Raw genomic sequence first — 20012 nt, forward strand, 5'->3', positions numbered from 1 at the left:
TGCCACACTGTAGGGTAGGACAACTTGCGTTACCGCTCAGCAGCGGCGCATGCTATGGTACAACACCACAAAAAGCGTTGAGGAACAGTGAGATGATTATTCTGGTTACCGGGGCAACGGCAGGTTTTGGCGAAGCTATTGCGCGCCGTTTCATTCAAAACGGCCACAAAGTGATTGCGACAGGGCGCCGCCAGGAACGTTTGCAGGAGCTGAAAGACGAACTGGGCGATAACCTCTACACGGCGCAATTGGATGTGCGCAATCGCGCCGCTATCGAGGCGTTTATTACCGCGTTGCCAGCACCGTGGCGTGAGATTGACGTGCTGGTCAACAACGCCGGTCTGGCGCTGGGTCTGGAGCCTGCGCATAAAGCCAGTGTCGATGACTGGGAAACGATGATCGACACCAATAACAAAGGCCTGGTCTATATGACCCGCGCCGTGCTGCCGGGCATGGTGGAGCGCAATCGCGGCCATGTGATCAACATTGGCTCCACCGCAGGTAGCTGGCCTTACGCGGGAGGCAACGTCTATGGCGCCAGTAAAGCCTTTGTTCGCCAGTTCAGTCTGAACCTGCGTACCGATCTGAGCGGCACAGCCGTGCGCGTTACTAATCTTGAGCCGGGACTGGTTGGCGGTACGGAGTTTTCGAACGTGCGCTTTAAGGGCGATGATGATAAAGCCGGCAAAACCTACGAAAATACCACTGCCTTGACACCGGAAGATGTGACCGAAGCGGTATGGTGGGTAGCGACGCTGCCGAAACATGTCAATATCAATACGCTGGAAATGATGCCAGTCAGCCAGACATACGCGGGGCTTAGCGTTCACCGCCAGGGTTAATCCCCTCGCCCGGCCTGCGGGCCGGGTATGGGATGTGGGTAAAATTAATGGTATGGTAGACAGGTTAACCCTTTAAAAAGTAAGAGCGCATGGCTGCCGAAACGGAACTCAATCCTACCCAACCCGTCAATCAACAAATTTACCGCATCCTGCGGCGAGATATTGTGCATTGTCTTATCCCACCAGGCACGCCGCTGTCAGAAAAAGAGGTGTCGGTGCGTTTTGATGTGTCGCGTCAGCCGGTGCGTGAAGCATTTATCAAACTGGCGGAAAACGGCCTGATTCAGATCCGCCCGCAGCGCGGCAGCTATGTCAATAAAATCTCCATGACGCAGGTTCGCAATGGTTGTTTCGTCCGCCAGGCAATTGAGTGCGCCGTTGCACGACGTGCCGCCGCGATGATCAATGACAGCACCGCTTATCTGCTGGAGCAGAACCTGAACCAGCAGCGTGTCGCCATTGAGCGCAAGCAGTTGAATGACTTTTTCGAGCTGGATGACAGCTTCCACCAGAAACTGGCGCAGATTGCGGATTGCCAGCTTGCCTGGGACACCATCGAAAATATCAAAGCCACCATCGACCGCGTGCGTTATATGAGCCTCGATCACGTTTCACCGCCGGAGATGCTGCTGCGTCAACATCTGGATATTTTTGCCGCACTGGAAAAGCGCGACGCCGACGCCGTCGATCGCGCCATGACCCTGCATTTGCAGGAAATCAGTGAGTCGGTAAAAACCATTCGCCAGGAAAATCGCGACTGGTTCAGCGAAGAGTAATTTCCCCTCCTTATCCGCCCTGTCTGGCAAGCACGTCATGCTTTTTGCTCATTAAAAAGTGTGACTTTGATCAAAAACAACACCTCATCGCGTGAGAGGCGTATTGATAGTGAGTCCGTCGCGGGGACATCTTCTGCCCCAGATGATTTTGCGGATATCAACAAGGAGAAACCACCATGATGACTTATGATCGTAACCATAATCCCATCACCACCGGCACCCGCGTCATGATTAATGGCACAGGGCGCACCGGGAAAATTGTCGCTATTCATGCTGAGGGGCTAAGTGCGGCAGCGCTGCGTCGCAGCAAAACGGTGGAAGTGGAAGGTTGTGAAGGCAAATTCGAACCGGTTGAACTGATTCGTCTGGGCATGCACTAAGCACGACGTGGTGAGAATGCCGCCGCGGCGGCATTCTACAGAGAATTACAACGCCGCAGCGTACTGCGCAACCGTCGCTTTTGCTCCTTTCTCCAGCAGTGTCTGATACGCTTTTTGCACCTGCGCAACAAAGGTGGTGTCTTTCGGCAGCTCACGGCCGAAAATCGCATCAATACCCAGTAATGCCCGCACGCGCGCTTCACCCTGCGCACTGTTGTTCACGGCGCTCTGGATCACCGCCAGCAGCGGATCGCACACCTCAATGGCCTGCCCCTTTTCATCCACACCGCCCACGTAGCGCATCCAGCCCGCGATGCCTAACGCCAGCAGAGAGAAATCGCGCTGATGAACCCGGTGCCAGCGTACAGAATCGAGCATACGTTGTGGCAGTTTCTGACTACCGTCCATCGCGATTTGCCAGGTGCGATGACGCAGCGCGGTGTTGCTGTAGCGTGCAATCAACAGATCAGCGTAGTGCGCCAGATCAACGCCCTTCACTTTCAGCGTCGGTGCTTGCTCTTTCAGCATGAGCGCGTGTGCGGCTCGGCGATAGTTGTCGTCTTCCATGCACTCATTAATGTGCTGATAGCCCGCCAGGTAACCGAGATAAGCAAGGAACGAGTGGCTGCCGTTGAGCATGCGCAGTTTCATCTCCTCAAACGGGATCACATCCGCCACCAGTTCAGCGCCTGCTTTTTCCCATTCCGGGCGTCCGGCAACAAAGTTATCTTCGATAACCCACTGACGAAATGGTTCACAGGCCACACCCGCCGGGTCGCGCACACCGGTCAGTTGTTCGATTTTATCCAGCGTGTCAGCGGTTACTGCCGGAACAATGCGATCCACCATGGTTGACGGGAACGTGACGTTTGCCTCGATCCAGTCAGCGAGTTCTCCGTTGACAGCGCGGGCATAGGCACAGACGACATTGCGCGTAACATGACCGTTTTCCGGCATATTATCGCAAGACATCACGGTAAAAGGCGGTAACCCAGCGGCTTTGCGGCGCGCCAGTGCTTCGACAATCACCCCGGCAGCGGATTTTGGCTGGTGCGGGTTTTGCAAATCCCCCACGATTAAAGGATGGTCGGTCATCAACTGGCCGGTGGCCGGAGAATGGCAATACCCTTTCTCGGTGATGGTCAGCGACACAATCGCTACTTGCGGTTCGCACATTGCCGCCAGTACGGTTTCCAGGCCGTCCACCTGCGCGTGCAGCGCGCGTTTCGCAACACCGACCACACGCGCCGTCCATGCATCCGCAGACATTTCCGCCACGGTGTACAAATTATCCTGCTGTTTCAGGTCAGCAATCTGCTGCTCGCCGCCAATCAGGTTGACTTCGCAGTAGCCCCAGTCGCTGCCATGTTCCGCGGCGAGGATATCCGCATAGACCGACTGGTGAGCACGGTGAAACGCACCAAAACCCAGATGCACGATCCGCGCCTGCAGTGCGTCGCGGTTATAGTGGGGAAGTGTTGCTTTTGCGTTGAGTAACCGGTTTTCCATAGTTGCGACTCGTTAATAGATGAAACGGAAATCCCGTCAGCATGGCGGCCGGACTGTTTGATGCGACCGGTCGCCTGCTGACTACATAAACTAGAATGGTAGATAAGGTAAAAAAATATCTGTCATTAACGATACCAATTGTGGGTGGCTGAACATTGATTTACGTTAACTTTTGCCTAAGTGGTGTGATACAAAAGCAAAGTTATGTGACAGCATTGTGGTTTAACACCAAGGTTGTAAACCAGAAGATCAGGCGGAAGTCACCCGCGAGGTCCCTGTTTGCTCTACCGTGCCTTTTTCTACCCATAATGCGTCGTAATCGTAACCGGTCAGATCTTCCACAATGCGGCGGGTATCCGTGGTTACCGCATTTTTTGCCCCTCCCGCTTTCAGGCGATCCACCTCTTCAACAAAAATCTTATGCGTCTTTTTATTGAGATTGAACGTGACAGCCTGCCAAAGTGCGAGTAACAGGAGCCCTGCCGTGCCGATAAACATCAACATGGCAATCATGTGAATTGCTTCTGGCGGTTGAACCTGACTTCCTTTTACAAACCCGCCATTCTGCAATAAAAGGCCGACAATAAACGTCGCAATGGCTACCGTCGTTTTACGTGAAAACGTCATTACTGCTGCAAACAAGCCCTCACGACGCTGGCGACTCACCATTTCGTCAATATCAGGAATAAACGGGAACACGTTCCACGGAGTGAACTCCAGAACACAGCGACCAACCTGATACAACCCCGCCAGAATCACCAGTATGGCGACCGTGTTCAACGCCGGGATGTGATATACAGCGAAGAACCCCCCAAGGCACAGCAACATCAATGAGTAGGCAAAAACATAAAGACGCGAAGGACCAAATTTAATAATGCCAATGCCGGCGATCAACGTTACAGGTAAGCCAACGATGCTCATAGAAAGGAGGCTACCAGCCAATGAAGATGAGACATTCAGACAATACACACAAAAGAAGACAAACACTGTGTTGTAAACATCTTTGCCCGTGAATGACAATAAATAAATGGCAAGGTGTTTTCTGAACGCCCTGATTTTCAGCGTTGAACCATACTCTTTGAACAAGCGTGTAAATGCGCATACTTTTTGCGAAAAAGTCGTATTGCGTGTTTTTGTTTCCAGTTGAGCGAGCATATCCGGGGTCAACTCACGCTCCCAGGTCACTTTCCATGAAATAAACACACAGACCATAAATAACACCGCAAAAATCACACCGTTAATCAAATAGGCGTTCGCATTATGCTCACCAAAATAGCCTATCAAAAGCCCCGGAATAAACGTTGCCAGAAAGGTGCCGGATGCGGATAAAAACATGCGACAAGTCGATAACTTCGTACGCGCATTAAAATCCTTGGTCATTTCCGAGGGCAGCGTTTCCCAGGGGATCAAGACCATTGCGGCAATGATTTCGAATGCGAGATAGACAGACAGATAAAATCCGTAACTCATTCCATTCAACCACAACAAGCTATATACCAGCATGAGTGGCGCGCCAAGCAACAAGAAGAAGCGGCGACGACCGAATTTTTTGCCGAAATAATTCTTGTAAAAATGATCGGTAAAGCTGCCCATAAATAAACTTACGATGGCATCCACAATACGAGCAATCGCGACAATGGAAGCGGCTTCTACCGGGGACAAGCCAACAAAAGTCGTATAAAAAAAGAGTAACCATGCACCAATAACGGTAAATGCCCCCCCACCCATTATATCCGTCATGCCATACCCGATACTCACCGGTATGGTGATTTTTTTACTTGAAATAGACATGTTCTATCCTCAGAGAAGGTAATTAGAAATTAAAATAATCCCTGGCGTTGTCGTGGCATATATTCCGAATCATGCGAGACAATATCTTGTTATTATCGGGTACTTCTTTTCTTTCTACCCAACCGCCAATAAGGTTGCATAAAATCCGTCTGAAATAATCATGTCGGGTATAAGATACAAGACTACGAGAATCCGTAAGCATGCCAACAAAGTTCATCAACAAGCCCTGATCGGCCAGGCAAGCAAGCTGGTTCTCCATGCCCCGACGTGTGTCATTAAACCACCAGCCTGATCCCAATTGCATCGGTGATTTAACACCGCAATCCGCAGACTGGAAATTCGCGATAGTCGTAGCCACAAGATCGTTATAGCTGGCATTAAGGTTGTACAGGATAGTTTTCGGCAAGGCATTGTCTTTCGCCATGGCATCTAACAATCCATTCAGATTTTCTGCCAGTTGATATTGATCTGTTAACGCATCAAAACCTGTATTAATGCCTAGAAGTTGATGCATTTTGGTATTGTTATTGCGAATAGCACCAAAATGGATCTGCATTGCCCAATTATGTTTTTTATAATGCCGTGCGAGCATGATAAAAATAGCGCTATTAAGAATAATACTTTCGTCCTTGCTTAACGCCTGCCCTGCTCTTTTACGCAAAAAGAGTGACGAAACTGTCGTCTCACTTGCGGATTTATAATGAATCTCAACGGGCCCATGATCGGAGACACGACACCCCGTTTGGTGAAAGAAACGGATGCGTTCACCAATAGCCGCGGAGAAATCAGCAAAAGTAGCAATATTTATTGCTGTCATATCAGACAATTTATCAATAAATAGAGAGAACGCTTTCGCGTTATTTTCAAAAACTTCATCAGGGCGGAACGTGGGTAATACTTTTACTGGGAAGTCAGACTCTTCACTTAGTCGTTGATGATAATACAAAGAGTCGAGCGGAGAATCGGTCGTGCAAATCACTTCAACATTGGCGCGTGTAATTAACTGTCGCGGTGAAAAATCCGCCCCAGATAATAAACCGTTGCAATGCTCCATGATCTCTTTCCAGTTATGGCTATCCAGCAACTCGTCACAATGAAAATAATGATGCAACTCAAGGTGAGTCCAGTGGTAAAGCGGGTTACCGAAACTTGCTTCTACTGTTTGCGCCCATGCGGCAAATTTCTCTTCAGCGCTGGCATCCCCGGTAATGTATTTCTCTTCAATCCCATTGGCACGCATTGCACGCCATTTATAATGGTCACCTGCTAACCATAACTGAGTGATGTTATCGTAGTTCTTATTTTCGTATATTTCCCTGGCGTCGAGATGACAATGGTAATCAATGATTGGTAATCCTTTTGCGATATCCTGATATAATTGCACACCGCGAGCATTGCTAATCATAAAGCTATCGTTGATAAATTTCATATATAACCCACATTTATTTATGGTGTTACTTTTTATCGTTATCCCCGCCTGCGTAGAGGCATGCGGGAATGCCTTAATTCAACGTTACCAGTTCCATAATGTGCCGTCTTCCAGTCTGGCGACCGGTAAGTACGCCGGGTCGTAGGGATATTTTGCCGCCCGTTTTTCATCAAACTCGATACCCAGCCCCGGTTTATCGCCCGGATGCATATACCCATCTTCAAAACGCCAGTTGTGCGGGAAAACCTCGAGCATCTGTTCGGAGTAACCCATATATTCCTGTACGCCAAAGTTCGGTACCCACAGGTCGAAATGCAGTGCGGCGGCGTGACAAATCGGTGACAAATCAGACGGGCCATGAGAGCCGGTGCGAACCTGATAAAGGGATGCAAAATCGGCAATGCGACGCATACCGGTAATGCCGCCTGCGTGAGTAATAGTGGTACGGATATAGTCAATCAACTGCTCTTCGATCAGCTGCTTGCAATCCCAGATGCTGTTAAACACTTCGCCGACGGCAATCGGGGTGACGGTGTGCTGGCGGATCAGCCGGAAGCATTCCTGATTTTCCGCCGGGGTCGGATCTTCCATCCAGAACATGCGATACGGTTCGATGCTCTTGCCAAAACGCGCAGCTTCAATCGGCGTCAGGCGATGGTGCATGTCGTGCAGCAGATGCTCGTGGAAACCAAACTTATTGCGCACGGCGTCGAACAGTTTCGGCGTAAAATCGAGGTATTTCTCCGTCGACCATAATTGCTCTTCCGGCCACTGCCCTTTGGTTGCCGGCTCGTAGGCCAGGCCTTTGCCTTTTGCCATGCCATAAGTGGTTTTCATGCCCGGCACACCGCATTGAACGCGAATGGCCTTAAAACCCATCTCTTTATGCCGGGCATAATCTTCCAGCACATCCTCAATGGTATGGCCGGTGGTGTGGCAATAAACCATCACCCCCTCGCGCGACGCACCGCCCAACAGTTGGTACAGCGGCATATTGGCGGCTTTGGCTTTGATGTCCCACAGCGCCATGTCCACCGCGGAAATCGCTGACATGGTCACCGGACCGCGACGCCAGTAGGCACCTTTATAGAAAAATTGCCAGATATCTTCGATTCGATGGGCATCGCGGCCAATGAGCTGCGGGCAAAGATGATCTTTCAGGTAGGACGCGACAGAGAGTTCACGCCCGTTAAGGGTGGCATCGCCCAGCCCGACAATCCCCTCGTCGGTAGTGATTTTTAAGGTGACAAAATTGCGCCCTGGACAGGTAACAAAAACTTCAGCCCCTACGATCTTCATTCGGTTATTCCTTGCATCGTCTTAACGTAATGCAGGAAATCTATGCCATTGGACTACTACCATACAAGTAGGTTGATCAGAAAATACGCTTTTGGTCACAAAAAACGGAGGCTTATGCGCGCCCCCATCCGGCGACAATGATCAACATTCCACACATCGCCACTGCGGCACCCAGCCAGTCATATAGAGTGAGTTTTACTCCGTCCACCATGCGCAACCACAGCAGCGCGGTACAGACATACACTCCGCCGTAAGCGGCATAAACCCGCCCACTTGCCGCCGGATGCAACGTCAATAACCAGACAAACAGGGCCAGCGCCAGCGCCGCTGGCACCAGTAACAATGGCGTTGCGCCACGCTTCAGCCACAGCCAGGGCAGAAAACAGCCGACGATTTCACACAATGCTGTGGCAAAGAAAAGCAGTGTCGTTTTGAACATTTTTGGCACTATTATTCAATATTGGTTGAACCATCATACCCGATAATGCTCTCAGTCAGAGCGCCCGGTATCCCGGATGGCTGAGATCGCATAGAATAGAAACGTACGCCTTTTGTTTCTCACAAATAAGGAAATCGCAATGACAACTACACTTAGCAAACGCCTGTGCCTCACCGCTATGCTGACGCTGGGTGCCATCGTGTACACCACTTCCGCTCTGGCTGAAACCAACCGACTGGTGATCGAATCCGGCGACTCGGCCCAAAGCCGTCAACAGGCCTCGATGGAAAAAGAGCAATGGAATGACACGCGCAGCCTGCGCAATAAAGTGAATAAACGCGTAGAGAAAGAGTGGGACAAAACCGACGTGGCTTTTGATGCTCAGGATAACTGCCAGAAAAGCACTAACGTGAACGCTTACTGGGAACCGAATACCCTGCGTTGTCTGGATCGCCGCACCGGTCGCCAAATTCAGTAATCGCTTTCGGGCGCGCTTAGCGCCCACCTCTCTCACTGCAAAAGGATGTCTCATGAGTGACGCCAGCAGCGTTCGTTTGCGCCCGCTCGAGCGCGAAGATCTGCGCTTTGTCCACCAGCTTGATAATAACGCCAGCGTGATGCGCTACTGGTTTGAAGAGCCGTACGAAGCCTTCGTTGAACTGTCTGACTTGTATGATAAGCACATCCACGATCAGAGCGAGCGCCGTTTTGTGGTGGAGTGCGAAGGCGAAAAAGCCGGGCTGGTTGAACTGGTGGAAATTAACCATGTGCATCGCCGGGCGGAGTTTCAGATCATTATTTCGCCGGAGCATCAGGGCAAAGGCCTGGCATCAAAGGCAGCCAGGCTGGCCATGGATTACGGTTTTACCGTACTCAACCTCTATAAGCTCTATCTCATCGTTGATAAAGAAAACGAAAAGGCCATTCACATCTATCGCAAGCTGGGATTTATGGTGGAAGGCGAACTGATCCATGAATTTTTTATTAATGGTGAATACCGCAATACCATCCGCATGTGCATTTTTCAGCAGCAATATCTGGCCGCGCATAAAACTGGCTCTACGCTGCTGAAACCCACCGCGCAATAAGCGCGGCGGGCACGGGTATCAATAATAATCGATGGTATTTTTGATGCTGAATTTGCGTTCCACCGACGGCGTTACACTGTTATCGATCATCACCAGGCTGCAACTGATCGGGTTGTCGTGGCTGTCGTAATCACAGCTCTGTTTCACGTTGCCCAGCGGTTTATCATTCAACGTACTGACCGCTGTGTAATCGAGCTTCTTGCGCTTATCTTTGGAGGGCGTGGAGGCCACCGTTAAATGTTCCTCTTTCGAGGTGGTGGATTTACCCAGCGGGTATCCATCCTCATCGTAGCGGTACTTCACTTCCATATCTTTACCGCGGGCAAGCACAACAAAACCGTTGTCATCCGTATCCCAGGTCACACCCGCCGCAGGGAACTCCGCCAGCTGGCATTTCCCCTGCAAGCGCAAGCGCTTCTCCTGAGAATCGGCATCAACATAGTAGTTCGCATTCAATACCAACGACACGCCGCTATTGTTTTCCAGGTCGTGAAGCTCCAGCGTATCGAAACACCCCTCCTTCGACAGCGTGCCGGTCACGCGCTTGGTCACTTCACCCTTATCGTTGAGCAACGTCTGGCTGAAATCTTTTACCGGGCCACGCAGCGGATCAAAATCAAATTCATTTGAAAAACTGGCCATCTCTGGCGTAAACGATACCGGTCCTTTCGCATCATCACATCCGGCTAATAACACGGCGAGAGAGATGACTAATAGCTGTTTTTTCAACGGGTTCACCACATTTTTCTTCTGTATTGCGCATATATTAGCAAATCCTATCCAATATAGGGCAGCCCCCTGGGGGTTTCTCTGCTTTTCTATCTAGCTTATTCAGATTATTCAGATATTTACCTTTCGCTTACGCGGGAAGTGCTAAGCTTAATACGGGTTAAATAAAAAGGAGACGAGGATGCACGCTTCACGTTGGCTTTGTGCACTACTGCTGGGGGCATGTGTTCCGGCATTTGCCGCGCCGGATTCCTGCGAGCGCGTCAAAACAGACATCCAGCAGCGCATTATGAATAATGGCGTTCCGGAATCTGGTTTTAGCCTGAAAATTGTGCCCAATGACCAGGCCGATCAGGCAGGTGCCCAGGTCGTTGGGCATTGTGCCAATGATACCTACAAAATTCTGTACATCCGCAATAGCGGTGCCGCGCCGCAGGGCGAACAGGGCACCGACGCGCAGTAAATATAATCCCCCTGAATATTGGGGGATTATCCTCAACTTGCTCACGGTTAATATTTCCCTACCCCATGGTGGGTACGATCACTCTATTGTTAGCCTGCTTATTAATTTGGCGGGTAATTTCTTTTAATTATAAATAATAATGGAGTGAGCTATGTCTGAAACCGAACACAGCGGTGGCATAAGCCGACGAACGCTGGTGAAATCCACTGCGCTCGGGTCGCTTGCGCTGGCTGCCGGTAGTTTTCATCTCCCTTTCGGTATGCGTTCCGCCGCGGCCGCAGTGCAGCAAGCCATGCAACCCGCTCCGGATAAAGTGGTATGGGGCGCCTGCTCCGTAAACTGCGGCAGTCGCTGCGCATTGCGCTTACACGTCAGGGATAACGAAGTTTACTGGGTTGAAACAGATAATACCGGCGATGATCAGTATGGCAACCACCAGGTCCGCGCTTGCTTACGCGGGCGTTCGATTCGTCGGCGCATCAACCACCCGGATCGCCTGAACTACCCGATGAAGCGCGTGGGCAAACGCGGCGAGGGTAAGTTTGAACGCATTAGCTGGGATGAGGCGCTGGATACCCTCGCCAACAGTTTAAAAAGCGTGGTACAGAAATACGGTAACGAAGCAGTCTACATTAATTACTCTTCCGGTATCGTCGGTGGAAACATTACCCGCTCTTCCCCTTCAGCCTCCATTATTGCCCGTCTGATGGCCATGTACGGCGGTTTCCTTAACCAGTACGGCACCTACAGCACCGCGCAAATCTCCTGCGCCATGCCCTACACCCACCGCTCCAATGATGGGAACAGCACCTCAGACATCGAAAACAGCAAACTGGTGGTGATGTTTGGTAACAACCCCGCAGAGACCCGTATGAGCGGCGGCGGCATCACCTATTATCTGGAGCAGGCGCGCGAGCGTTCCAATGCACGGATGGTGGTGATTGACCCGCGTTATACCGACACCGCCGCCGGGCGCGAAGATGAGTGGATCCCGATTCGTCCGGGAACCGATGCCGCGCTGGTGGCAGGAATGGCCTGGGTGTTGATCACCGAGAACCTCGTCGATCAACCGTTCCTGGATACCTATTGCGTGGGCTACGACGAGAAAACGCTGCCAGCAGACGCGCCCGCCAACGGGCACTACAAAGCCTACATTCTGGGACAGGGCGATGACGGCGTGGCAAAAACACCGCAGTGGGCTGCCCATATCACCGGTATTCCTGCCGATAAGATCATTAAACTGGCCCGCGAAATCGGCACAACGAAACCGGCGTATATCTGCCAGGGCTGGGGACCACAACGCCAGGCCAACGGTGAACTGACCTCGCGGGCAATCGCCATGCTGCCCATCCTCACCGGTAATGTCGGCATTCATGGCGGTAACAGCGGTGCGCGGGAATCCACTTACACCATCACCATCGAACGGATGCCGATGCCGGAAAACCCGGTCAAAACATCAATCTCCTGTTTTACCTGGACCGATGCCATTGACCATGGACCGGAAATGACTGCCACCCGCGACGGTGTGCGCGGAAAAGACAAACTGGATGTGCCGATTAAGTTCATCTGGAACTACGCGGGCAATACCCTCACAAACCAGCATGGCGATATCAATCACACCCACGATGTGCTGCAGGATGACAGCAAATGCGAAATGATCGTGGTGATTGAGAATTTCATGACTTCATCAGCCTTGTACGCCGATATCCTGCTGCCGGATCTGATGACCGTGGAACAGGAAGATATCATTCCCAACGATTATGCCGGGAACATGGGTTACCTGATCTTCCTCCAACCGGTGACCACACCGAAGTTTGAGCGTAAACCGATTTACTGGATCACCAGCGAAATCGCCCGCCGCCTGGGGCCAGATATTTACCAGCGCTTCACCGAAGGACGCACCCAGGAAGAGTGGCTGAAGTATCTGTACGCTAAAATGGTGGCGAAAGATCCGCAGTTGCCCACCTACGACGCGCTCAAGGAGATGGGGATTTACAAGCGCAAAGATCCGAATGGTCACTTTGTCGCCTATAAAAAATTCCGTGACGATCCGCAAGCCAACCCACTGAAAACCCCGTCAGGCAAAATCGAAATCTACTCCAGCCAACTGGCGAAAATCGCCAGCAGTTGGGAGCTGGAAAAAGATGAGGTCATTAATCCGCTGCCAGTGTATGCCTCAACCTTTGAAGGTTGGGACTCACCGGCACGCAGTCAGTACCCGCTGCAACTGTTTGGCTTCCACTATAAAGCGCGTACCCACTCAAGCTACGGCAACATTGATGTGCTGAAAGAAGCCTGCCGCCAGGAAGTGTGGATCAACCCCATCGATGCGCAACAACGCGGCATCGCCAATGGCGATATGGTGCGCGTGTTTAACGACCGTGGCGAAGTGCGGATTGCCGCAAAAGTGACGCCACGCATTATGCCGGGGGTCAGCGCAATGGGCCAGGGCGCATGGCATCAGGCCAATATGGACGGCGATCGTGTCGATCATGGCGGCTGTATCAACACCCTGACCACCCACCGCCCCTCGCCGCTGGCGAAAGGCAACCCGCAGCACACAAATCTGGTCGACATCCAAAAGGTTTAAGGAGTAGCGGATGACTACGCAGTATGGTTTTTTTATTGATTCCGCCCGCTGCACCGGTTGTAAAACCTGCGAGCTGGCCTGTAAAGATTACAAGGATTTAACCCCGGATGTCAGTTTCCGCCGCGTATACGAATATGCCGGTGGCAACTGGCAGGAGGATCAGGGTATCTGGCATCAGGACGTTTTTGCCTATTACCTCTCTCTTTCCTGTAACCACTGTGACGATCCGGCCTGTACCAAAGTCTGCCCAAGCGGCGCTATGCATAAACGCGAAGATGGCTTTGTGGTGGTGGATGAAGATGTGTGTATCGGCTGTCGCTACTGCCATATGGCCTGCCCGTATGGTGCGCCGCAATACAATGCCGCGAAAGGGCATATGACCAAGTGCGACGGGTGTTATGACCGTGTCGCGCAGGGCAAAAAGCCGATCTGCGTCGAGTCCTGCCCGTTACGGGCGCTGGATTTTGGCCCCATCGACGAATTGCGCAAACAGCATGGTTCGCTCGCCGCTATCGCGCCGTTGCCGGCATCGCACTTTACCCGGCCGAATATTGTCATCAAACCCAACGCCAATAGCCGCCCGACAGGGGATACCACCGGCTATCTGGCAAACCCGCAGGAGGTGTGAAATGGGAAGCGGATGGCATGAATGGCCGCTGGTGCTGTTTACCGTGATCGGTCAGTGTGTTGCAGGTGGATTAATCGTCACCGGCCTTGGCTGGATGGCTACCTCCGGGGATCAGCGTACACAGGCAAGCATTGTGCGCAGCCAGCTTTTGCTGTGGATCTTGATGGGCATTGGCTTTATTGCCTCGATGATGCACCTCGGCTCACCGCTGCGGGCATTTAACTCCCTGAACCGTGTGGGCGCATCGGCGTTGAGTAATGAAATCGCCGCCGGGTCGCTGTTTTTCGCCGTGGGCGGTGTCTGGTGGCTACTGACATGGCTTGGCAAAATGCCGGCTGCGCTCGGGCGCTTATGGCTGGTTGTCAGCATGGTGCTGGGTGTGCTGTTTGTCTGGGCGATGACGCGTGTTTACCAAATCGATACCGTTCCCACCTGGCACAACGGTTACACCACCGCCAGCTTTTTCCTGACGATGCTGATTGGCGGGCCGCTACTGGGGGCGCTGCTGCTAAGGCTGGCGGAGATGCGTTATAACGCATCCCGTTTTGCGGCGGTGAGCGTTGCCGCCCTGGTGGCGAGCTGTGCAGTGGTGATGTTACAAAGCATGCAGTTAGGCGAAATCCACAGTTCGGTACAGCAGGCCATCGCGCTGGTGCCAGATTACGGCATGCTACAGGTATGGCGTTTAGCGCTGGTGGCGCTCGGGCTGGGGTGCTGGATCTGCCCGCTGGTGATGCGTAAGCAACCGCAGGTGATCAGTCTGCTGGCCGGGATCGTGCTGGTGGTGGCGGGCGAAGTCGTGGGACGCGGCCTGTTTTACGGGCTGCATATGACCGTCGGCGTTGCCGTTGCGGGTTAACCGCGTACGTGCCGGACAGCGGTTTGCGCCCTGTCCGGCCTCTCTAAACGACGTTGACCGACATTATCAGGAAGACCATGACTGACGATACCCGTGAAGCATTCATTTTTACCGCCCGCGTGCTGGGCGCACTCTTTTATTATCCACCGGACAGCGAACCCGCAGCACCGCTGATTGCCGCGTTTAAACAGGATGACTGGATTGAGCAGTGGCCGCTGCCACAAGCCGTCCTTCAGCCGCTGGTAGCGGCTTTTACAACAACCAGTGATGAGCCATTGCAGGACGCCTGGCAGCGTTTACTGATTGGTCCTCACGCGTTGCCCGCACCGCCCTGGGGCTCGGTGTGGCTGGATAAAGAAAGTGTGCTGTTTGGCGACTCCACACTGGCGCTGCGCCAGTGGATGCGCGAAAACAGCGTCGTTTTCGACAGTACGCAAAATGAGCCGGAAGATCACTTCGGCGCATTGCTGTTGCTGGCAGCGTGGCTGGCAGAACAAGGCAACCGTGTTGCCTGCGATCAACTGCTGGCCTGGCATCTGCTGCCGTGGGCCGGGCGTTTTCTCACCGTATTCAGCGACGAGGCCAGGCATCCTTTCTGGCATGCACTGGGGTTACTGGCGCAGCTTACGCTGGCGGACTGGCAATCCCGCTTGCTGATCCCGGTCGCACAAAAACCCCTTTTTCGTTAATTTCCCTCCCGATCAGGCGATCGGGACACATCTCTGCGCACTCTCGTTAGTGACAGTGTCACTTACATGCTTCGCTTTTAAGACAATTCTTTAGGCACTGTATACAGCCGTTACGCCATCCGGCTTGAGCCCGTGACGCGGCACCTGACGATGTGTCAAAACCGACGCCATTTACTGGAATCCTTCCCAGGTGCTTGCTATAGCTCAACACACCCTGCCGAACATGGCATAACAACATGCAACGTCTGTTGCCACAACGCATGCAAACAGGGAGACACACTGCAATGCACACCTCCACGCTTACGCGCGCCCTGCTCTTTCTCGCCGGGATTGCCGTTGTTCTGGCTCTGCTGGTCTGGGGAATCGGACCGGAAACCGTTAAAGCCCGCCAGGTTGATTTGCTCTACCTCGGGCAACAACATGTGATTCTGGTGTTCAGTTCCATGTTTTTTGCGCTGCTAGTAGGGATTCCCAGTGGTATCGCCCTTAGCCGACCCGCGGCACGCGGTGTGGCGGAATACGTGATGCAACTCTTTAATGTTGGCAATACCCTGCCGCCGCTGGCAGTGCTGGCACTGGCGATGGTGGTGATTGGTATCGGCGATACACCGGCCATCATCGCACTGTTCCTGGCCTCGTTGCTGCCGATAGTACGCAACACCTATGCCGGCCTCTGTTCCGTGCCCCCTTCATTACTGGAGGCGGCGAACGGGATCGGTATGACCAAATGGCAACGGTTGCGCCAGGTGGAGCTGCCCTGTGCCCTGCCCGTGATACTCTCCGGCGTGCGCATTGCCACCGCTATCAACGTCGGCACTGCGCCGCTGGCTTTTTTGATTGGTGCCAGCAGTTACGGCGAGCTGATTTTCCCCGGTATCTACCTGAACGATTTTCCAACCTTGATCTTAGGCGCGGCGGCAACCGCACTGTTCGCCCTGATCCTCGATACCCTGCTGGCAGCACTGGGCCGTTATCTGAGCCCGCACACAGCCTGAGTACATAACAAGGAATGCCAATGAAACGACTGAGCCGATTGCTGGGAGCCCTGGTCGCCATCGCGTTGTTTAGCGCCAGCGCCCAGGCCGCACCGTTAATCCTCGCCACCAAAAGTTTTACCGAGCAGCATATTTTGTCCGCCCTGACCGTGCTGTACCTGCAAAAAAGAGGTTTTCAGGTGCAGCCGCAAACCAATATCGCCACGGTAATTTCCCGTAACGCCATGATTAATAAACAGGTTGATATGACATGGGAGTACACCGGCACCTCGCTGATCATCTTCAACCATATCAACAAGCGGATGTCACCACAGGAATCGTATGAAACGGTGAAACGCCTGGATGCCCAACACGGGTTGGTCTGGCTGAAGCCCGCAGATATGAACAATACCTATGCGTTCGCCATGCAGCGCAAACGTGCGGAAGCCGAACATATCAACACCCTGTCAGAAATGGTGGCGAAGATTGAGCAGATCCGTAAAACCGACCCGAAAAAGAACTGGTTGCTCGGGTTGGATCTGGAGTTCTCCGGGCGTAGCGACGGTATGAAACCGTTGCAACAGGCCTATGCCATGGAACTGGATCGCCCGCAAATCCGCCAGATGGATCCCGGCCTTGTCTATAACGCCATTCGCGACGGTTTTGTCGATGCCGGGCTGGTTTACACCACCGATGGACGTGTGAAAGGGTTCGATCTGAAAGTGCTGGAGGACGACAAAGGCTTCTTCCCCAGCTACGCGGTGACGCCGGTGGTGCGCAAAGACACGCTGGCGGCCAATCCGGGGCTTGAAGAGGCACTGAATAGCCTCTCAGGGTTGCTCAATAATGACGTCATCATGACCCTGAACGCCAAAGTCGATATTGATCACCAGACGCCGCAGCAGGTCGCCAGCGACTTTCTGCACGAAAAAGGGGTGTTATAAGGAGCGCCTATGGACACGATTCATTACATGATGGAAAACGCGGGCTATCTGGCGGCGTTGACATTCCAGCACCTGTGGCTGGTCGCGCTGGCGGTGGGACTGGCGATTGTGATTGGCGTACCGCTGGGTATTTTAATCGTCCGCCATCAATGGCTGGCAACCCCGGTATTGGGCATCGCCACGCTGGTGCTGACGATCCCCTCAATTGCGCTGTTTGGTTTGATGATCCCACTCTTTTCGCTGATCGGTCAGGGTATTGGCGCCGTGCCTGCCATTACCGCCGTCTTTCTCTATTCACTGCTACCGATTGTACGCAACACACATACCGCGCTCGACAGCCTGCCACCGGGTCTGCGTGAAGCGGGTCGTGGTATCGGCATGACGTTCTGGCAACGTCTGCGCTGGGTAGAGATCCCGATGGCGCTACCGGTCATTTTTGGCGGTATTCGCACCGCCGTGGTGATGAATATCGGCGTGATGGCGATCGCCGCCGTAATTGGCGCGGGCGGACTGGGTCTGCTGTTGCTTAACGGCATTGGCGGCAGCGACCTCCGTATGTTGATTGCCGGGGCGCTGATGATCTGTTTTCTCGCTATCGTGCTCGACTGGTTACTGCATCGCTTACAAATTGTGCTTACGCCGAAGGGGATCCGTTAATGATTAAACTCGACAATCTGACCAAACAATTTACGCAAAAAAACGGCCAGACCTTCAAGGCCGTCGACAATGTCAGCCTGGAAGTGCCTGAAGGTGAAATGTGCGTTCTGCTTGGCCCATCGGGCTGTGGTAAAACCACCACACTGAAAATGATCAACCGCCTGATCGCCCCCTCCAGTGGGAGGATTTTGATCAACGGTGAAGACACCAGCGCGATGGATACCGTCAGTCTGCGGCGCAATATTGGCTATGTTATTCAGCAAATTGGGCTGTTTCCTAATATGACCATTGAAGAGAACATTACGGTGGTGCCGCGCATGCTTGGCTGGGATAAAGCCCGCTGTAAAACCCGTGCCGAAGAGCTGATGGAGATGGTGGCGCTCGATGCCAAAAAATTCCTCCACCGCTATCCGCGCGAGATGTCCGGTGGGCAGCAGCAGCGTATCGGCGTGATCCGCGCACTGGCAGCCGATCCGCCGGTGCTGCTGATGGATGAACCCTTTGGTGCCGTCGACCCGATTAACCGTGAAGTGATCCAGAATCAGTTTCTCGACATGCAGCGCACGCTGAAAAAAACCGTCATGCTGGTCAGTCACGACATTGATGAAGCGCTAAAACTGGGCGATCGCATTGCGGTGTTCCGCCAGGGGCGCATTGTGCAGTGCGCCAGCCCGGATGAGCTGTTAGCCAAACCGGCCAATGAATTTGTGGGAAGCTTTGTGGGCCAGGACAGAACACTCAAGCGGTTGCTGCTGGTCTCCGCAGGCGATGTCACGGATCAACAACCCACTCTCACCGTGCGCGAATCCACCTCTGCGGCGGAAGCGTTCGCCACAATGGACGATCACGATATCCGGGCGATTACCGTGGTGGATAACGTGGGTAAACCGTTGGGTTTTGTCAAACGCCGCGAAGCGCGAAACGCCGCCGGGCGCTGCGCAGATCTGCTGCATCCGTTCCGCATCACCGGCAAAGCGGAAGATAACCTGCGCGTGGTGCTGTCGAAACTGTATGAAAGCAATACCAGCTGGATGCCCATCGTCGACGAAGAGGGGCGTTACAACGGAGAAATATCTCAGGACTACATTGCGGATTATTTAAGTTCCGGCAGAACGCGCCGCGTGCTCAATATTCACAGCGACGCCTGACGGTCAGGCAAAACCCTCCATGCGGAGGGTTTTTTCAGGCTAAAACGCGGTCGGCCACCAGCATGCCGGTTGCCATTTGCAGATTAATGTACTGCGCCAAATCACGTTGTTCCGGGCGCGGCAAGTACGGCAGTTCACCGACCAGCGGCGCAGGCAGTTTTTTGCTCAGTACATTGATGATTTCTGCATAATGTGCCAGACCCGGATTGATACGGTTGGCGACCCAGCCAATCAGCGGCAGACCGTCGCTGGCAATCGCCTGTGCGGTCAGAAGTGCATGGTTAAGGCACCCCTCCTGGATCCCCACCACCATCACCACCGCCATTTGCTCCTGCACCACCCATTCAGAGAGCGGGCGTAAGTCATTCATCAGGCTGCGCCAGCCGCCGGTGCCTTCAACCACCACATGATCAACCCGGTCGCACAAATTCGCCAGGCCGTTGGATAACAGGGTGTAATTGATTGGGCAGCTATGTGCAACGCTGCTCTCTTCTTCGCTTAACGCGATAGGGTTTACCGCCTGGTAAGGTAACTCCAGCGATGAAACGCTTTGCAGCACCAGCGCATCTTTATTGCGCAGCCCTTCCGGCGTCTCTTTACTTCCTTTAGCGACAGGTTTGTAGCCTGCCACTGTTTTGCCACTGGCAGCCAGCGCCTGTAGTAGCGCGCGGGACGCCACTGTCTTGCCGACAGAAGTGTCTGTACCCGTTACAAAGAAACGCTTAAGCATGACGAACCCCACCGTTGTTCAACGAAAATATAAACCAGGAAAATAATT

At 53.1% G+C, this 20012-nt stretch carries 21 protein-coding genes; 14 read left to right on the plus strand and 7 right to left on the minus strand.

Annotated features, from left to right (window positions below):
• The first annotated feature begins 92 nt into the window (after nucleotides 1-92).
• From ydfG to ydfZ, 3 genes are all read left to right on the plus strand, one after another.
• The gene (ydfG, locus tag O9K67_RS13285; RefSeq protein WP_061495607.1) at nucleotides 93-842 is read left to right on the plus strand and encodes a bifunctional NADP-dependent 3-hydroxy acid dehydrogenase/3-hydroxypropionate dehydrogenase YdfG; all 750 of its coding nucleotides are present in this window, start codon (nucleotides 93-95) and stop codon (nucleotides 840-842) included.
• Nucleotides 843-931: 89 nt separating this feature from the next.
• Nucleotides 932-1618 (plus strand): GntR family transcriptional regulator, encoded by a 687-nt coding sequence (locus O9K67_RS13290; RefSeq protein WP_061495605.1) that lies wholly within the window; start codon nucleotides 932-934, stop codon nucleotides 1616-1618.
• Nucleotides 1619-1794: 176 nt separating this feature from the next.
• Nucleotides 1795-1998, plus strand: a complete 204-nt coding sequence (gene ydfZ, locus O9K67_RS13295; RefSeq protein WP_061495603.1) for a putative selenium delivery protein YdfZ — start codon at nucleotides 1795-1797, stop codon at nucleotides 1996-1998.
• A 45-nt stretch (nucleotides 1999-2043) separates the two neighbouring features.
• On the opposite strand, the gene O9K67_RS13300 is transcribed toward ydfZ, so the two are convergent.
• The 5 genes from O9K67_RS13300 to O9K67_RS13320 form a co-directional block, all read right to left on the minus strand.
• Nucleotides 2044-3507, minus strand: coding sequence for a mannitol dehydrogenase family protein (locus O9K67_RS13300; RefSeq protein WP_061495601.1), 1464 nt, complete (start codon nucleotides 3505-3507; stop codon nucleotides 2044-2046).
• A 249-nt stretch (nucleotides 3508-3756) separates the two neighbouring features.
• Complete coding sequence (locus O9K67_RS13305; RefSeq protein WP_061495599.1) at nucleotides 3757-5298, minus strand: MFS transporter; 1542 nt, start codon at nucleotides 5296-5298, stop codon at nucleotides 3757-3759.
• 22 nt (nucleotides 5299-5320) lie between these two features.
• Nucleotides 5321-6727, minus strand: a complete 1407-nt coding sequence (gene uxaC / locus O9K67_RS13310) for a glucuronate isomerase (RefSeq protein WP_061495597.1) — start codon at nucleotides 6725-6727, stop codon at nucleotides 5321-5323.
• 84 nt (nucleotides 6728-6811) lie between these two features.
• Complete coding sequence (manD, locus tag O9K67_RS13315; RefSeq protein ID WP_061495595.1) at nucleotides 6812-8026, minus strand: D-mannonate dehydratase ManD; 1215 nt, start codon at nucleotides 8024-8026, stop codon at nucleotides 6812-6814.
• 112 nt (nucleotides 8027-8138) lie between these two features.
• Nucleotides 8139-8465, minus strand: coding sequence for a YnfA family protein (locus O9K67_RS13320; protein WP_061495593.1), 327 nt, complete (start codon nucleotides 8463-8465; stop codon nucleotides 8139-8141).
• Between the two features lie 139 nt (nucleotides 8466-8604).
• On the opposite strand from O9K67_RS13320, the gene O9K67_RS13325 reads away from it, so the two are divergent.
• Both O9K67_RS13325 and speG read left to right on the plus strand, forming a co-directional pair.
• Nucleotides 8605-8943, plus strand: coding sequence for a DUF1283 family protein (locus O9K67_RS13325; protein ID WP_061495592.1), 339 nt, complete (start codon nucleotides 8605-8607; stop codon nucleotides 8941-8943).
• 52 nt (nucleotides 8944-8995) lie between these two features.
• A complete protein-coding gene (gene speG / locus O9K67_RS13330) occupies nucleotides 8996-9553 on the plus strand; it encodes a spermidine N1-acetyltransferase (RefSeq protein WP_061495590.1) in 558 nt (185 codons plus the stop codon).
• A gap of 18 nt (nucleotides 9554-9571) precedes the next feature.
• Here speG and O9K67_RS13335 read toward each other — a convergent pair whose 3' ends face one another.
• The gene (locus tag O9K67_RS13335) at nucleotides 9572-10282 is read right to left on the minus strand and encodes a YnfC family lipoprotein (RefSeq protein ID WP_271044673.1); all 711 of its coding nucleotides are present in this window, start codon (nucleotides 10280-10282) and stop codon (nucleotides 9572-9574) included.
• A 181-nt stretch (nucleotides 10283-10463) separates the two neighbouring features.
• On the opposite strand from O9K67_RS13335, the gene O9K67_RS13340 reads away from it, so the two are divergent.
• From O9K67_RS13340 to osmV, 9 genes are all read left to right on the plus strand, one after another.
• Nucleotides 10464-10745 carry a DUF1161 domain-containing protein gene (locus tag O9K67_RS13340; protein ID WP_061495588.1) on the plus strand — a complete coding sequence of 94 codons (282 nt, stop codon included), beginning with the start codon at nucleotides 10464-10466 and terminating at the stop codon, nucleotides 10743-10745.
• Nucleotides 10746-10896: 151 nt separating this feature from the next.
• Nucleotides 10897-13335, plus strand: a complete 2439-nt coding sequence (ynfE, locus tag O9K67_RS13345; RefSeq protein ID WP_061495586.1) for a selenate/tellurate reductase subunit YnfE — start codon at nucleotides 10897-10899, stop codon at nucleotides 13333-13335.
• Nucleotides 13336-13345: 10 nt separating this feature from the next.
• The gene (locus O9K67_RS13350; RefSeq protein ID WP_061495584.1) at nucleotides 13346-13963 is read left to right on the plus strand and encodes a DMSO/selenate family reductase complex B subunit; all 618 of its coding nucleotides are present in this window, start codon (nucleotides 13346-13348) and stop codon (nucleotides 13961-13963) included.
• A gap of 1 nt (nucleotide 13964) precedes the next feature.
• Nucleotides 13965-14822, plus strand: coding sequence for a dimethyl sulfoxide reductase anchor subunit family protein (locus O9K67_RS13355; protein WP_061495583.1), 858 nt, complete (start codon nucleotides 13965-13967; stop codon nucleotides 14820-14822).
• Nucleotides 14823-14899: 77 nt separating this feature from the next.
• Nucleotides 14900-15511: a Tat proofreading chaperone DmsD gene (gene dmsD, locus O9K67_RS13360; RefSeq protein ID WP_061495581.1), complete on the plus strand. Its 612-nt coding sequence runs from the start codon at nucleotides 14900-14902 to the stop codon at nucleotides 15509-15511.
• Nucleotides 15512-15795: 284 nt separating this feature from the next.
• Complete coding sequence (gene osmY / locus O9K67_RS13365) at nucleotides 15796-16506, plus strand: osmoprotectant ABC transporter permease OsmY (RefSeq protein WP_061495579.1); 711 nt, start codon at nucleotides 15796-15798, stop codon at nucleotides 16504-16506.
• Nucleotides 16507-16526: 20 nt separating this feature from the next.
• Nucleotides 16527-17429 (plus strand): osmoprotectant ABC transporter substrate-binding protein OsmX, encoded by a 903-nt coding sequence (gene osmX, locus O9K67_RS13370; RefSeq protein WP_061495577.1) that lies wholly within the window; start codon nucleotides 16527-16529, stop codon nucleotides 17427-17429.
• Between the two features lie 9 nt (nucleotides 17430-17438).
• Nucleotides 17439-18086 carry an osmoprotectant ABC transporter permease OsmW gene (osmW, locus tag O9K67_RS13375; RefSeq protein ID WP_061495575.1) on the plus strand — a complete coding sequence of 216 codons (648 nt, stop codon included), beginning with the start codon at nucleotides 17439-17441 and terminating at the stop codon, nucleotides 18084-18086.
• Nucleotides 18086-19234, plus strand: a complete 1149-nt coding sequence (osmV, locus tag O9K67_RS13380) for an osmoprotectant ABC transporter ATP-binding protein OsmV (protein WP_061495572.1) — start codon at nucleotides 18086-18088, stop codon at nucleotides 19232-19234. Before osmW ends, osmV begins: the two co-directional genes overlap by 1 nt.
• Nucleotides 19235-19268: 34 nt before the next feature.
• Here osmV and bioD read toward each other — a convergent pair whose 3' ends face one another.
• A complete protein-coding gene (gene bioD, locus O9K67_RS13385) occupies nucleotides 19269-19964 on the minus strand; it encodes a dethiobiotin synthase (protein ID WP_061495569.1) in 696 nt (231 codons plus the stop codon).
• Nucleotides 19965-20012: the final 48 nt, after the last annotated feature.

It is taken from the genome of Kosakonia oryzendophytica (genome assembly GCF_027886705.1).
In the GTDB taxonomy this organism is placed as follows: domain Bacteria; phylum Pseudomonadota; class Gammaproteobacteria; order Enterobacterales; family Enterobacteriaceae; genus Kosakonia; species Kosakonia oryzendophytica.